This window comes from Bacillus sp. SM2101 (assembly GCF_018588585.1).
Classification (GTDB): Bacteria; Bacillota; Bacilli; order Bacillales; family SM2101; genus Nanhaiella; species Nanhaiella sioensis.
Map to the genome: position 1 here is coordinate 70,921 of NZ_JAEUFG010000008.1, position 15,803 is coordinate 86,723.

Consider the following 15,803-nt stretch of genomic DNA (forward strand, 5'->3'; position numbering starts at 1 on the left):
TCCGACTAAAAAGATAAGATAACTTAAAACGGAGGTAACTTATGAGTTTGAAACCACATGGGGGAGAATTGATTCAACGCCTTAACTCTCCTTATTCAGTGAACGACATTACAACAGAAATTGAGTTAGATTTAATGGCTTTAAGTGATTTAGAATTGATTGCAACAGGGGGCTATAGCCCACTAGAAGGCTTCTTAGGCTATAAAGATTATACTTCAGTTGTGCATGATATGCGCTTAAATTCAGGTGCACCATGGAGTATCCCTATTACACTACCAGTTTCCGCGGATAAAGCTTCAAAACTAATTGTAGGCGAAAAAGCAAAACTTGTTAAAGATGGCACTGTTTATGGAGTCATTACAATAACTGAGGTCTATACACCAGATAAAGAAGTAGAAGCTCAGCACGTATTTCAAACGACAGATTTATCACATCCTGGTGTAAAAAAATTATTTGATCGTCCTAATGTATATGTTGCTGGTCCTATATATTTAGTTGAGCGTCCAAAGAAGGATAGATTTAATGAGTACTATCTTGATCCTCGAGAAACAAGAGAAATATTTAAACAAAAGCAGTGGAAAACAGTGGTAGGATTTCAGACTCGTAACCCTGTTCATCGTGCACATGAGTATATTCAAAAAAGTGCACTAGAAATTGTTGACGGTCTTTTACTTAATCCTCTTGTAGGAGAAACAAAGTCTGATGACGTTCCAGCAGATGTGAGAATGGAAAGCTATGAAGTGCTACTTAAGCACTATTACCCTAAGGAAAGAGTCTTTTTAGCAGTATTTCCAGCCGCGATGCGCTATGCTGGTCCTAGAGAAGCAATTTTCCATGCTCTAGTTCGAAAAAACTATGGGTGTACTCATTTTATCGTTGGCCGTGATCATGCAGGTGTAGGAGATTACTATGGAACTTATGACGCACAAAAGATTTTTGATCAATTTTCTAAAGAAGAAATAGGCATCGAAATTTTAAAATTTGAACATGCGTTTTATTGCAAAAAGACGAAAACGATGGCTACTTCGAAAACAACACCTAGCAGTTCTGAAGATCATCTTCATTTAAGTGGTACGAAAGTAAGAGAAATGTTAAGAAATGGGGAGGTTCCTCCAGAAGAATTTACTCGACCAGAGGTTGCGGAGGTACTTATTAAAGGATTGAAAAAAACATCAGTCCACTCATAATGTTCCGTGTTGACAACTTTGAGTAGAAGTGACGAGATATTTAATAGGGGCGTCTATTAAGGGAGTTAAAAAATCTTATTAGGCAGCCCCATTATTAAAAATATAACATTTTTGGATCAGGCTCTTTTGGTAAACTTTGTTGCTATTTATAGATGGTGCTCCATAATTATCTAAGTGCCACCAACACTAGGTGTATACGTGCTTATATCTTTGAATGAAAAGTAACAATTAATGCGAAAGCAGTCTTGTATTATTATATATTAAGTAATATAGGAGAGGTGTCCATGTCATCATCTAAAAACATCGTATGGCACGAAACAACAATTACTAGGAAAGATCGAAACAGCTTAAATAATCATAAAAGTTGTGTGTTATGGTTTACCGGACTTTCTGGATCTGGAAAGTCAACGCTTGCGAATGCAGTTGAAGTTAAACTTCATGAAACCAGCGTTAGAACTTATGTTTTAGACGGTGATAACATACGTCATGGTTTGAACAAAGACCTTGGCTTTAGTGAAAATGATCGTAAAGAGAACATACGGCGTATTGGAGAGGTATCTAAGCTATTTACAGATAGTGGTCAAATTGTTTTGACAGCTTTTATTTCACCGTTTAGAGAAGACCGTAATAGCGTAAGAGAGCTTTTTTCTAATCATGAGTTCATCGAAGTATACGTAAAGTGTCCACTTGAAGTATGTGAAACACGTGATCCAAAGGGGTTATATGACAAGGCACGGAAAGGTGAAATTCCTGAATTCACAGGCATTAGCTCACCATATGAGCCTCCTGAACAACCTGAATTGATTATTGAAAGCAACAAACTGTCAATAGAGCAATCTGTTGAACAGGTAATAAATTATTTAAAAGAAAAATCAATAGTAAAATAATATGGTTTCTTTCGTAAATAATTTTGCATTAGTTACTATATATATACAATAATAGATTATATAAAAAAGTTTCCTTCAGAGTTTCATACGTTCAATGATGTTATTGAAGGAAACTCCATACTTATATTTAATTAACGAATATAGTCATGGGATGAAAGTAGAGAGGGTACACTGCACAACAGTTATTTTTCGATATTTATTGAACATGAGCTATAATACGTTATAAGGGAGTTAAGGAGGGTGCTAAATGGCATATGTGAAAACATGGGAAAACAATGAAAAATTAAACAAAAATGAAAAACAGAAGTTACAAAAAGATGGGTTAGAAATATTAAACGATATTCCACATTATGCGAAAAATGGTTTTCAATCTATCCCAAAAGATCAATGGGATTACTTTAAGTGGGCAGGCTTATACTTACAAAAGCCTAAAGAAGATGGATATTTTATGATGAGGGTTAATGTTCCTTCTGGAATTTTGACTTATGATCAAGCTAATGTATTAGCTGGGATTAGTAAAGATTATGGTAGAGGTGTTTTTGACATAACAACACGTCAAGCTGTACAGTTCCATTGGCTAACAATTGAACAAATTCCAGATATTTTCAAACGCTTAGAAAGCGTTGGTTTGTCTTCAGTTGGGGCTTGTGGAGATATTACTCGTACGATAGTTGGTAACCCGCTTGCAGGAATTGATGGAAGTGAACTGTTTGATACAGAACCTATTGTTAAAGAAGTATATGAATTTTTCCAGCATAATGAAGATTTCTCAAACCTTCCTAGAAAGTATAAAATGTCAATAAGTGCAAATGTCCATAATGCGGGGCATGCAGAAATAAATTGTTTAGCATTTATTCCAGCAACAAAAGAAATTGACGGAAAACAAGTTGCTGGATTCCATATTAAAGTAGGTGGAGGGCTTTCAGCACGTCCGTTTTTAGCACAAGAACTTGATGTATTCATACTTCCTGAAAAACTCAAGGAGACAGCAATAGCAATCACAACTTTATTTCGAGATTACGGTTATCGTGAAAAGCGCCATTTAGCACGGTTGAAATTTTTAGTTGCTGACTGGGGAGTAGAGAAATTCAAAGAAAAATTAGAAGAACTGACTGGACCATTACTTTCAAAAGGTAAAAATGAATTGAAGGAATGGAATGCAGGTTATTTTTATGGAGTACACAAACAAAAACAAGAGGGATTAAGTTATGTTGGCTTTAACGTGCCTGTAGGAAGGCTAACTGCTGACGAGGTTTTTGAGCTTGCTCGGATATCAAAAGCATACGGAAATGGTGAAATCCGCACTTGTAATTCTCAAAACTTGATCATTCCAAATATTCCAGATGAACAGGTAGATGTATTGTTAAAGGAACAAATCTTTACTAGAATTTCAATCAATCCTAGGAACTTTATTGCATATTCTGTCTCATGTACAGGTATTGAATATTGTAATTTAGCACTTGTAGAAACAAAAGAAAGAATGCGAAGTATTGCTGAATATTTAGATGAAGAAATTGCAATTGATCATCCTGTACGCCTTCATATGGTTGGCTGTCCAAATTCTTGTGGTCAACGTCAAATTGCAGATATTGGTTTACAAGGTGTGAAAATGAAAACAAAAGAAAAAGGTATGGTAGAGGCTTTTGAAATCTATGTTGGTGGTACACTGAATAATGATGGGAAATTTAATGAAAAATTAAAGGGAAAAGTTGATGCGGACAATTTAGGCCCAGTATTAAAAGATTTCCTAAGCTATTTCAAGGAGAATAAAGTAGAGAAAGAATCATTCTATGACTTTGTTGGTCGTGTAGGGATTGAACCGCTTCAAAACGAACTAGACCAAATTTTAGCACAAATATAACATGTAAGCCTTTCGTAAACCTTGTTGTTATTGAGACTTTTTTGAACAGTAATTAATAATTTTTGCAAGTAACCTTATATTAAATGAGAAAAGGTGTCACAAATACTTGTTTTATAAGTATTTAATTCTTTATACGAAAAAGCTATGGTCAATGAAATACATCTAACTTAAACACAAAGGATAATGAACAAATTCTCACATGAAGGTACTACACCTTCATGTGAGTCATTATTTACATGCATATTGTTATAGAGAGAGTTAATGAATAGCAAGCTCATCTCATTATCGATCAAAATCAAGATGGATAGTCACCCTGACTTTTCCACTACGTATTTAACTTAGTAGGTGATTAAAGTGAATTTGTACAAATTTGAAGTGAAAATAAATGAAGAGATTGTAGACGTAGTCATTGCATCAAAAAGCGATGATGAAGCGTTTCGTTATGTAGAAATAGAGTTAGAAAAGCATTTTTTAAGTATGCCTGATATAGATGATATCACACTATATGAAAAGAAGATTATCCGCAATGGAAGTGGTTTTGTTTTAGCATAGACTCTTTTAGTAAAATATGTTGTTATTTATATTAGTAATGGATAGTATGATGAGTTTTATGAGAACTCAATAAATGTAAATTGTAGAAAAGATGTCCCGAAGGCTAGATGTATACGTGCTTAATACTTAGAACGAAAAGCAACAATCATTGAAAGCAGCCTTTCGTAAACTTTGTTTTTATATGGTTTCTAAACGCAGGCCTTTTTTAAAATGAGAAAGATGCCAAGAAATATTGTTTTATTTCTTACTATCAATAGCAACAAGCAATATGAAAAAGCCTTAGTATAAACTATAATATTTTTAGGGTGTTTTCGTTTTGTTGTATTGTATTAAAATATCCTAACCCACTGTTAAATTTCAGAAAAGATGCGATTCAACGAATTGGGTACATGTATACATATTCGTACTTTTATTATTCACTTACAATAATACGAGGAGGGGATGAAAGTGAAAGCTATTCTCTATATAGGGCATGGTAGTAGGGTTGAGGAAGCTAAACTTCAAGCTGTTTCTTTTATAAACGAAATGAAGCAACTAATTTCAATCCCCATTCAAGAACATTGTTTTTTAGAGCTAGCATCACCAACAATTGCTGAAGGAATTAACAATTGTGTGGAGCGAGGTGCTACTGAAATTATTGTTGTGCCAATTTTGTTACTTACCGCCCACCACGCAAAAAAAGATATACCAAACGAATTAGCAAAAGCTAGCACTCATTTTCCTGACATAGTAATTAAATATGGTCAACCTATAGGTGTTCATGACAAAATCATTGATATTTTGCTCGAAAGATTACATGAGAAAACAACAATTATTGATGGAGATACGTTAATTTTGCTCGTTGGTAGAGGTAGTAGTGATCCTGATGCTCCTCGTGATTTACGGACGATTGCCAATCTCTTACTTGAGCAAACAGGAGCAGGTTCAGTTGATACCTGTTTTTTAGCAGCAGCAGAGCCTTCTTTTGATGATATGTTACAGCAAACAATATATTCCCAATATAACAAAGTCCTTGTACTACCATATTTGTTGTTTACTGGTATACTAATGAAATCAATGGAGCACACAATTCAGAGCATAGCATCCAATGAAAAAGAATATATTTTATGCAATTATCTCGGTTATCATAAATATTTAGGAGATATCATTAAAGAGCGTACAGAAGCATTGTTATAACACGCTATAAGGAGAAACAAGATGAGTAGCTTTCCAATCTTAGTTCAACTGGAAAACAGAAATGCAGTAGTTATTGGTGGTGGTAAGGTTGCATCTCGAAAAGTTAAGCACTTAATCGGCGCAGGTGCTAATGTAGTCGTTGTAAGCCCAAATATAAACGAAACAATGAAAACCTATGTATCAAATCATCAGGTGGTTTGGAAAGAAAAAACGTTTGATCCTAGTGATGTAGATAATGCATTTGTAGTTATTGCAGCAACCGACAACGAAATCGTTAATAGAGCCGTCGCTGAGGCTACAAATTGTCACACACTATTAAATGTTGTAGATCAGCCTCACTTAGGAAATTTTACCGTTCCTAGTATATTACGGAGAGGAAAACTATCTATTTCAGTTTCAACTGATGGAGCTAGCCCTCAGTTAGCAAAAAAAATTCGAGATGAACTAACGAACCAATACGATGAAACCTATAGTCATTATGTAGACTTTTTATATGAATGTAGGCACATAATAAAAAAAAATGTGAAGAACCCACGAGAAAAGCAAGAGTTATTATTAGAAATTCTTGAACCTGCCTACTTTTCCTCATTAGAATTGCGAGAAAAAATATTATCAAAACTAAAAGAAATTAATAGCTGAGCTACATTTTAATAAAGTGATATTTGCTTCATCATAGCTGTTAAAGGGTAGTGGTATTAACTAACCTCCATAATAAAGCATCTTTCTTAGATGAATAATGAACGATAGGTTGTTCTTTAATTATAGAAAGATTTTGACCAAAAAAAGAAGAACTGTCAAAGGAAGTGCAAGTGCCTTTTCGGAGCAGCCAAGGTTCGTGTAGAAGATCTCCACGGTAGACGTTATTATGTTTGTTGACGATAAACAAACAATAACGATTTACTAAAAAGCTCGCAAAATCTTCATTGTGAGGAGTGAATTCTTCATCATCAATCGTAAAATGTGCATGAAGTAGTGGTGAGAGTTGACGCTGTTTTTGAGAGCACATATAGCTGTATCGATTTTGGTCGTTGTCGGTTGATATTATAGAATAAGTATATGGTAAATGGTAAAAAAAAGTAGCAAGACGGCTTGCGATGAAATTGGATGCATGAATCTTTAGAAAAAAGACGCCTCGGATTCCTTGATATGTAACATAGGTCCTTACATTGATTTGTTGAAAAGGTTTGAACAACGATAAAAATGGGATGCCATTAACATACATGCCACTCACCGAAAGAAATACGATACTTATCCATGCTTGTTTTTCGTAACAATCTAGTTTTAATGGATACGGGATGATCTTTTGTAAAGATCGTTTACATACAGGCCAATGAGCAAATATGAGATCTTCCCATATTTGTTTAAATAATGGCTGACGACTTGAGTGTTGTATGGGATGATAACCGTTATTCTTCGACATTTTAAGCTCACAGCTCCTTAGCTATTAGGAGTTTCCTTAATTTATGTATAGAATAATCTATAACAAGAAAATTTATACAATAAACCTTTACATTTATATTTTGCAATGATATATTATACATACATTATTTGAACGGGGAGGGTTGTATTATGAGTAAATTAATTGTAATTAAAAGCGTAACTGGATATTTCATAATACAGCCCATAAACATAGGTATATAAGTTTCAATTTGCTTTCAATGTGAGAAACGATATGATATGAATGTTTAGCCATGGGCTGTAGTATGCCTATGGTTTTTTTGTGATTTTGGACAAAAGAAGACAACCAAAAATTTTAACAATAATAAAAAAACATTCAAACATATCGGAGGAATTACATTGAATTTATTAACTTTAGGATGGAATAAACAATTTGAAGAAGCATTTTTACCATACGATAACTCAGAATACACAGTAGGAAGAGTCGCATTAGAACATAAGCGGATGTACCGAATATTTACAGAGCAAGGAGAACTATTAGGAGAGGTTTCGGGAAAATTTCGTTACAATACTCAAGCTAGAGAAGATTTTCCTGCTGTTGGAGATTGGGTCGTAATTACAACACAACCAAATGAAGATAGAGCTTTAATTCATGCGGTGTTACCAAGGCAAAGTAAGTTTTCACGAAAAAGTGCAGGAGAAGTTACTGAAGAGCAAATTGTTGCATCAAATGTAAACTCTATCTTTTTAGTAGCTGCGTTAAATCAAGATTTCAACTTAAGAAGATTAGAAAGGTATATTTTGCTCACATGGGAAAGTGGCGCTAATCCCGTCATTGTTTTATCTAAAAGTGATTTATGTACCGACATTGAAGAAAAAGTAGCTAAAGTAGAAGCTATAGCATTTGGCGTTCCGATCCATGTCATTAGTGCTAAAGAGGATACAGGGATTGAAAGCCTGCAACAATATTTAACAGACGGTCAAACAGTTGCGTTGCTAGGCTCCTCAGGTGCTGGGAAATCTACGCTATCTAATAAACTATACGGCAAAGATGTTCAAGCTGTTCAACAAGTGCGTGAAGGTGATGATCGAGGTAGGCATACGACAACACACCGAGAACTAATCGTACTCACAACAGGAGGTATTATCATAGATACTCCAGGCATGAGAGAGTTGCAATTGTGGGATTCAGAGGATAGTGTGGCACAAAGCTTTCAAGACATAGAAGCACTATCAGGGCAGTGTAGGTTTACAAATTGCAAGCATCAGTCTGAACCTGGTTGTGCAGTGTTATCCGCGATTGATCAAGGTGTACTAGAGCAAAGCCGATTTCTAAGCTTTGTAAAAATTACAAAAGAGCTTGCTTATCTTGAAAGAAAAGCAGACAACAAGGCTAGAATAGCTGAGCGGAAAAAGTGGAAAAAAATAAGTGGCGATAGAACAAGGTTTCATCGTAAATAAATTTAAATCTTGTTGGAAACTTTGTTTCTATTTTACCTGCTTTTGAACAGCAAAGTTTGCTTATATTAGATGTTACGAATGCTAAGTTTGTGGTATTACCATAGTACGAAAAGCAATAATTAATCCTATAACACATACGTAAACTTGAATATTGAGGAATCAGGTGGGAATTTTTATTCACCTGATTTGTTTGTAGAGCGGAGTTGTATACGAAAGTGGTTGTAAAATGATACACCATTGAGTGTGAAAATTATTAATCATATATACCTAAGAGTTAAAAATTTATTCCTAGAAAGCAACATTTTGGCTATATGATATCTCTCCAATTTAATCATGGCTGCTATGTATGATAAACAATACGGGATTTTACTTAGTCAAAAGTAAAAACGATAGGAAGGATCCACGAAACTTGGGAATGACTAAAAGATAACTAATTGATATTGCAGAATCAGGAGAGGTAAGCTACGTGATTTGGTTAATTATTTTAAAAGTTCTAGTAATTTTACTCGGCTTACATTTTCTTATTACAGGGTATAAAATGAATAAGAACTCACAAAAAAATGAAGAATTCATTAGTCCAAGTACATATTATAATGCTTCTCTATCCGAAACGGTTGTTATTTTTTTAATATCAAGGATTTTAAAGGTTATTCCAATATGGCTTCTAAAATTTATTCTTCTTTTATTTGGGATCATCTCAATTTTTATTGGGATATTTATCGTTCCATTAGAATAATAATGTTTTTTTAGAATATATTAATGCTAGCCAAAAAATGGGAATAGATAGCTTAGTGTGATGATTTTTCGTACATTTGCTAATGATTTTGACATACTATCAAAAAGTGAAGGGGTTACAACGATAAATGTAAAAAAGAAAGCAGGATAGGGGATGTTCAAAAAGTGTATCTCTTCCTTAGGTTGTTTCTATCATAGTTGTTTTTCGTATTAGGAAATAAACATGTACACAACTAGATTTCATGGATTCTTTACTTGTGTAAAATAGTGACCAACATATAAAGCCATTTCTCGTAGTACCCAATTGGTGATAATAGCAATAGATTTAAGATTCCGAGTAAAGATATCATCTGAAGAAGTCTACAAATAAAACAACAACTATTTTAACCCCGACTTAAACTAGGACGGGGTTAAAAATATTTGAAGGCTAAGAGTGAAACAAACTATATTATCAAAATAGATAGACATTTTGATACGTGTGTTCTTTAATCATGTAGTATGTTTTCACGACCTTAAGTTTACTGAAAATGTTTTATCCATTTGTCAAAAGAATGAACGAGCCTTTCAACATATTGACTAGTTCTCTCATCCACTAATTCACCCTGTTCATTAAATAAGTTGTGTACTCCAGATATTAATACTTGTGGTTCCACCATAACTAACGAACGAGTTGAAGTTAAGATTTGTCTTAGTTGAGCCTGAGCCTGTGCAGTACCTGCTCGGCCTGGAGTTCCACCCATAATTGCAATTGGTTTTTTTAACAAAGGGGCTTCTTTTCCACCTCTAGAAGCCCAATCTAGGGCATTTTTTAACACACCAGGAACGGCTCCATTATATTCTGGAGTTACAATGAGTAAGCCGTCGGACTCTTGAATAGCCTTTTTAAATTTAGTGACAATGGAAGGGTCTCCATTCTTTTCAAGGTCTTCGTTAAACATAGGGATATCAGACAAGTCAAATATATTGATTTCCATTTGTTGAGGCGAAAGCCTAATTGCTTCTTGGAGAAGAGCACGATTATAGGATTCTTTTCGTAAACTACCTGCAAAACCTAAAATTTTTGCTTTTTGTGTGTCCATTAGTTTCTTCCTCCATTAGATCGCTTTTTAAGTTGTTGTTACTTTAGCATACACTAAAAAGAATATTGCTATTTGCATCATAAGAATGAGCCTTGGTACTACAAACATGATGTCTATAATTAAAAAGATTGATATTAAACCTATGAATAACCCTAAATGATTATATTTTAAGCGGTGATGTTCATACCTATACATATGAAAAACCAATGTAGTTGCAAAAAAGTAAAGAATGACAGCAAAGAATAATAATCCGATCATAAACAAATAGTTTAAATCGTGCAAATAAATCATATTGATAGAAGCAGCAATCATACTTAGCGTAATGAATATAATAAGGTGTCCATATACAATCAATTGACCTGCAGACTTAATCGATTTGTCTATTTTTTTATCTATGTTATCAAAATATTGCCACCACATCGCTATAATAACTATAAATGACATAACAGCATAGGAGATCGACTCGAAATTCCCTTTTTCAGGCTGTAGGACGACAATGGTGCTAATAATCAATTCACCGAACAAGATAATTGTCAAAAGTCCAAAGCGTTCTAATAGATGTCCGATGTTAATAGGTGCTTTAACTAAATATTTTCTCCCGAAGATAGGAACTAATATATCCACAAATATACCTAAATAAAATATGACATATCTAATCCATGAATCGAAAAAAATAGAAGAAAAAGATACGATAATTCCAATCCAAAAGTACTTACCTAAAAACTGTGCAGTCTTTTTATGATGTATTGTTTCATACTGTTGTACTATTATATATTGGATTGCTGTCAGTACTCTTAATCCGATATATCCAACCATGAATGGTACGTAATAGGTATCAAAATCAACAGATAAGCTAGAAGTCATAATTAGAACAAAGAACATTTGTACAATCATATACAACCGTTGATGAACAAAATCTTTTCCGAAACGGTTAATGAATAAAGTTTGACCTACCCATGCCCACCAAATGGGTATCATCATAATGATAAATTTAACAAAATATTCTGCGTGTATAACACCGTCTTCTACATGGAAAAGTACGTGTGTTGCAGTTGATATAGCCGCTACAAAAACTAGGTCATAAAATAATTCTAGCCACGTTACCTTTTTTTCTTCCATCCTCATCAACTCTCAATCTAATCATATTTTTACATACTGAATATATTAAATATTGTTAGTTAGTAGGAATCACACCCTATGAGAAATTACGATGTGTTAATTCAATTAATATAAGGATTAAAGATTAGTGTGCAAGAACATTCCTATAATCGGGCTTCTTACCAAATTGACTTTTAGCAAATGGACATAAAGGGATAATTTTTTTGTTTTCTTCTCTTGCTAGATTGACTACCTTATCTACTAGTGCTTCCCCAACTCCCTCACCACGTAGTTGGTTTGATACGAACGTATGGTCAATGATTAATCGCTCCGCACCAGAGTTTACAAATGTGATCTCTGCAATTATTTGACCTTCATCTTCAATATAAAATCGATTGACTCCTCTTAATATATTTTTCATCATGCTCTCCAATAGGTTTTCAGTTGACCCCATTTAATTATGTTGTCCAACTTACGTTTTTAATTTTCATTTACATGGCTATTATCACAGAATGGACTATTTTTAGAAGAACCACATCCACAAAGAGTTGCTCGTGTACATTTAATTGTAGATTCTTTGTGTTTAATCGATAGGTTCCCTTTTATATAGATAGGACCATTGGATGCAGCTTCGATTGTTGTTTCATAAGCTGGTGTTTCTTGTTTACCTCCATCTTTTCTAATATACTCTAAAGCACCACTTGGACACCTTTCGATTACTTCAACTATTTTATCCACAGTTTCGCCATCGGCATTAATCCACGGTCTTTTTTTAAGGTTGAAAACTTTGGGCAACCCTCTAACACATTTCGCAGCATGAATACATCTTTCTTTCGAAAATGTAACGTCGATGGATGCCCCGGTATACCGTTTCTTTTCTACACTCATATTTATTTCACTCCTATAATACAAATTGGTTCGCATGATTAGATTCAGTAATATTTGTAAGAATAAATAGAAAATTAATAAGTTATAAATGGATATAGTATAACTCTATGGTTATTCGAATTCTAATTTTTTTGCTTCAATTGCATTGAGCATGCTTTTTACCCCCTTTAAATAGAGTTTTGGTTAACAATTCAGTTTTCAGCGATTCTAAATTTCTTCCACAAAAGAATGGCTGTAAAATTATCTTTAATTAAAAATATCTTAATTCGAGATAATTATATGATTAAATTTGTTTTATGTCAACTATATGAATGAACTGATTGTTTAAAAGCAAATATGTATCATGACACAAATATAGGTTCAATTTGTATTATTTAATTCAAAAATACTAAATCTTGATTCTTTATCTAAAATACAAAAGACCTTACATTCTATTTTGTTAAACGGTGATTTACGATTCGATCATAAAAAGGTTAATTTTGAATTCTCTATAACTACTAATTTAATTATTTATGAGATAGTAACATTAAAACCAATAGGGAACACACTTTTCTCAGATGTTGATAACAAAATCAAATAGCAATAACCTTATTGGAGAAAAGGAAAGTTGAGGAAAGGGCTAGGGAACAGTGGCGGCACAACTATTGTTTTAAGGGTTTAACATACTGGGATTGTATAATTTCTTGTTGACAGTTTATAAATATAATAAAAATTCCATTAGAGATTATGAAATCGCATGGTTTGTAAAGGGTGGTTGAAAAAGAAAGAACATTTATTGGGTAGTCGTAAATGGGCTATCATTTAAATAGAGGCATTAGGAAATGAGTTCAACAGTCGTGTTATTTAGATAGGACTGTTGAATGATGAAACTAATATAATATCATGAATCTCAATTACTACGAGTGTGTTAATTATACATGCAAAGATTTAAAAAATCATTATACGATGAGGGAACTGTTGACTATTCGATAGTTCCCTCATTAAAGTTAAGATTAATGCAGAAATTCTAATAATCCCAATCTCAAAATTAGGATCTAGCTATGTGGACAAAAGTAGTAAATGAAAATGTTATAGGGTAGATCACCATGCACGGCTGTACTGCCCAGGGCCTTCAACTGTTACCCCTAATTCTTGGGCAGCTGTTTTGGGCCAATATGGGTTGCGCAACAATTCACGTCCGATGAAAATTAAATCTGCGCGGCCATTTTTCAGAATTTCTTCAGCTTGTATGCCAGTTGTAATTAAGCCAACTGCACCTGTTTGGATATGAGCGTTTCGTTTAATGGTTTCTGCATAAGAGACTTGATAGCCAGGAAATACATCGAATCTAGTTGGAATTACAGCGCCTGAGCTACAATCAATTAAATCAACGCCTTGTCCTTTCATCATCTGAGCAATTTGAACATAATTTTCAATAGAATTCCCCTGATTATCATATTCATTAGCTGAAACTCTTACAAATAATGGTCCAGACCATTCTGATTTGACAGCATCAATTACTTCTTTCAATAAACGATAACGATTTGCTAAATTTCCACCATACTCATCGGTTCGTTTATTAGTTAGTGGAGAGAGAAACTCATTTAATAAATAGCCGTGAGCAGAATGGATTTCAATAATATCAAATCCTGCCTCTTTAGAGCGGCGAGCTGCTAAAGCAAATGCTTGAATTACATCATCAATGTCGGCCTTGGTCATTTCAATAGGCACACGACTTTTATGATCAAAAGCAATTGGTGATGGTCCGTATATAGCTCCTTCAACTTGCGACTTTCTGCCTGCATGTGCGAGTTGGATAGCTGCATGTGAGCCATTTTTATGTATTTGATTTGTAAGTTGTTTGAGACCTTCAACGTGAGCAGCATCCCAAATACCTAAATCATTTGCAGATATCCTACCTTCTGGCTTTACTGCTGTTGCTTCAATCATGACTAAACCCACTTGTCCAACGGCTCGGCTAGTATAATGAGTTAGATGCCAATTTGTTACTTTCCCATCTTCCTCAAAACATGAATACATACACATTGGAGACATTACAATTCTATTTTTTAAAGTAACGCCTTTTATTATGTGGGGAGAAAATAAAGCTGACTCCATCCTACACGCCTCCTAACCAACTTAATTAAATATAGTATATCATTTCATATATTAAATAACACGAAAGATGATTGTGTGGCTCTTTTCGTAAATGTTGTTGTTATTGTTAACAAATTTGAACTATAAATAGTGGTTTTATATGTTAGTCATCGATGTACAGAAGAAAAAATAGCAAGAATGATAGTTGTGTACGATGGATAGTGGCTTAATAATCATAATTGTAGAAAAGATGACACGTACGCTAGAGGTAACGTGCTTATATCTTAGAACGAAAAGCAACACTTTGCGAAAGCATACAAAAAGTAAAAAACGACAAACTCAAGTTTTATAGATGGCTTTTTCTTTTTCTAAAAAACTACAATTAAAGCGAATCCGATCTGGATAGTAGTAAACATAAAAAAAACCATTAAAAAAGAAATCTCTTTTTAATGGAGGAGGACATCTTTTTTCTAATTTTAACAGCTGTATTAGGAACATCTGTAATGATTCCATCAACTTTCCATTTGTAGTACAAACGAATAGATAATGGTCTATTGACTGTATAAGTTCTAAGGGTCATGTTTTCTTTACGACATTCGTCAACAAATTGCTTGCTTAAAAGGTTATGCTTGACATGAATACTCTTTGTGCCAGCATTTTTTGCACTTTCCCATGCTTTTTGTAATCTAGATGACACTAAAAACGCTGTATCTAGCTGAGGGTCAATCTTCATAACATTTTTAATACTATGATGATTAAATGAAGAAATGACTGTTCGGTCATCTACTTTGTATGCCTTTAACATGTCACAAACGATTTGTTCAATGCCTTTATATTCGATGAGGGAATTTTTTAATTCTAGGTTTAATAGCATTTTTGTAGTTGAAAACCAGCTTAGAAAGTGATCTAAAGTTGGAATTTTTTCACCCATATGCAAAGGCGTAAACCAGCTCCCCGCATCTAACTCTTCCAATTCTTTTGCAGTGTAGTCTTTTACGTAACCTACGCCGTTTGTCGTCCTGTTTAATGTTTCATCGTGAATAATCACAGGGATATTATCTTTTGATAATTGAACATCAAGTTCAATCCCATCTGCACCAAGCTCTTCTGCAGTTAAGAATGCAGTCATCGTGTTTTCAGGAGCTAATTTACTTGCTCCGCGATGGGCGTATACGAGAGTAGACATAAACCTCCCACCTTTTTTTACAATATTATACGCATGTAAGAAATAGAAAGTGAGTAAAGTAAAGGTTCTTTTCGTAAACTATGTTGCTTTTTTCACTTACATTAGAATAATTGATGTATAACTTTTATAGTTTTATAAAAAGGAAAAGTGCACCGATCGTATAGTTGCATTTGTATTTAGCTCATATTATGAAAAGCAACGATTAATACGAAAACATCT

Annotated in this window: 15 protein-coding genes; 8 read left to right on the top strand and 7 right to left on the bottom strand. The window is 33.8% G+C overall.

Annotation, left to right across the window (positions count from 1 at the left end):
- Positions 1-41 precede the first annotated feature (41 nt).
- From sat to JM172_RS09585, 6 genes are all read left to right on the top strand, one after another.
- Complete coding sequence (gene sat / locus JM172_RS09560; RefSeq protein ID WP_214481982.1) at positions 42-1,187, top strand: sulfate adenylyltransferase; 1,146 nt, start codon at positions 42-44, stop codon at positions 1,185-1,187.
- Between the two features lie 284 nt (positions 1,188-1,471).
- A complete protein-coding gene (cysC, locus tag JM172_RS09565) occupies positions 1,472-2,074 on the top strand; it encodes an adenylyl-sulfate kinase (RefSeq protein ID WP_214481984.1) in 603 nt (200 codons plus the stop codon).
- 247 nt (positions 2,075-2,321) lie between these two features.
- Positions 2,322-3,935 (top strand): nitrite/sulfite reductase, encoded by a 1,614-nt coding sequence (locus tag JM172_RS09570; RefSeq protein ID WP_214481986.1) that lies wholly within the window; start codon positions 2,322-2,324, stop codon positions 3,933-3,935.
- 354 nt (positions 3,936-4,289) lie between these two features.
- A complete protein-coding gene (locus tag JM172_RS09575) occupies positions 4,290-4,487 on the top strand; it encodes a DUF3906 family protein (protein WP_214481992.1) in 198 nt (65 codons plus the stop codon).
- Between the two features lie 447 nt (positions 4,488-4,934).
- A complete protein-coding gene (locus JM172_RS09580; protein WP_214481993.1) occupies positions 4,935-5,663 on the top strand; it encodes a sirohydrochlorin chelatase in 729 nt (242 codons plus the stop codon).
- A gap of 21 nt (positions 5,664-5,684) precedes the next feature.
- Positions 5,685-6,302 carry an NAD(P)-binding protein gene (locus JM172_RS09585; protein ID WP_214481996.1) on the top strand — a complete coding sequence of 206 codons (618 nt, stop codon included), beginning with the start codon at positions 5,685-5,687 and terminating at the stop codon, positions 6,300-6,302.
- A 40-nt stretch (positions 6,303-6,342) separates the two neighbouring features.
- Here the strand turns inward: JM172_RS09585 and JM172_RS09590 are convergent, their stop codons facing one another.
- Positions 6,343-7,083 carry a YqjF family protein gene (locus JM172_RS09590; RefSeq protein ID WP_214481998.1) on the bottom strand — a complete coding sequence of 247 codons (741 nt, stop codon included), beginning with the start codon at positions 7,081-7,083 and terminating at the stop codon, positions 6,343-6,345.
- 377 nt (positions 7,084-7,460) lie between these two features.
- Here JM172_RS09590 and rsgA point away from each other — a divergent pair, with 377 nt between their 5' ends.
- Positions 7,461-8,522: a ribosome small subunit-dependent GTPase A gene (rsgA, locus tag JM172_RS09595; RefSeq protein WP_214482005.1), complete on the top strand. Its 1,062-nt coding sequence runs from the start codon at positions 7,461-7,463 to the stop codon at positions 8,520-8,522.
- 466 nt (positions 8,523-8,988) lie between these two features.
- Positions 8,989-9,258, top strand: coding sequence for a hypothetical protein (locus JM172_RS09600; protein WP_214482006.1), 270 nt, complete (start codon positions 8,989-8,991; stop codon positions 9,256-9,258).
- A gap of 517 nt (positions 9,259-9,775) precedes the next feature.
- Here the strand turns inward: JM172_RS09600 and JM172_RS09605 are convergent.
- From JM172_RS09605 to JM172_RS09630, 6 genes are all read right to left on the bottom strand, one after another.
- Complete coding sequence (locus tag JM172_RS09605; RefSeq protein ID WP_214482008.1) at positions 9,776-10,336, bottom strand: NADPH-dependent FMN reductase; 561 nt, start codon at positions 10,334-10,336, stop codon at positions 9,776-9,778.
- A 27-nt stretch (positions 10,337-10,363) separates the two neighbouring features.
- Positions 10,364-11,455, bottom strand: coding sequence for a low temperature requirement protein A (locus JM172_RS09610; RefSeq protein WP_214482010.1), 1,092 nt, complete (start codon positions 11,453-11,455; stop codon positions 10,364-10,366).
- A 124-nt stretch (positions 11,456-11,579) separates the two neighbouring features.
- Positions 11,580-11,855 carry a GNAT family N-acetyltransferase gene (locus JM172_RS09615; protein WP_214482011.1) on the bottom strand — a complete coding sequence of 92 codons (276 nt, stop codon included), beginning with the start codon at positions 11,853-11,855 and terminating at the stop codon, positions 11,580-11,582.
- Positions 11,856-11,914: 59 nt separating this feature from the next.
- Entirely contained in the window at positions 11,915-12,322 is a 408-nt protein-coding gene (locus JM172_RS09620) for a (4Fe-4S)-binding protein (protein ID WP_214482012.1), read from the bottom strand.
- A 1,080-nt stretch (positions 12,323-13,402) separates the two neighbouring features.
- Positions 13,403-14,419 (bottom strand): NADPH dehydrogenase NamA, encoded by a 1,017-nt coding sequence (gene namA / locus JM172_RS09625; protein ID WP_214482013.1) that lies wholly within the window; start codon positions 14,417-14,419, stop codon positions 13,403-13,405.
- Positions 14,420-14,825: 406 nt separating this feature from the next.
- Positions 14,826-15,584: a glycerophosphodiester phosphodiesterase gene (locus JM172_RS09630; RefSeq protein ID WP_214482014.1), complete on the bottom strand. Its 759-nt coding sequence runs from the start codon at positions 15,582-15,584 to the stop codon at positions 14,826-14,828.
- Between the last annotated feature and the right edge of the window lie 219 nt (positions 15,585-15,803).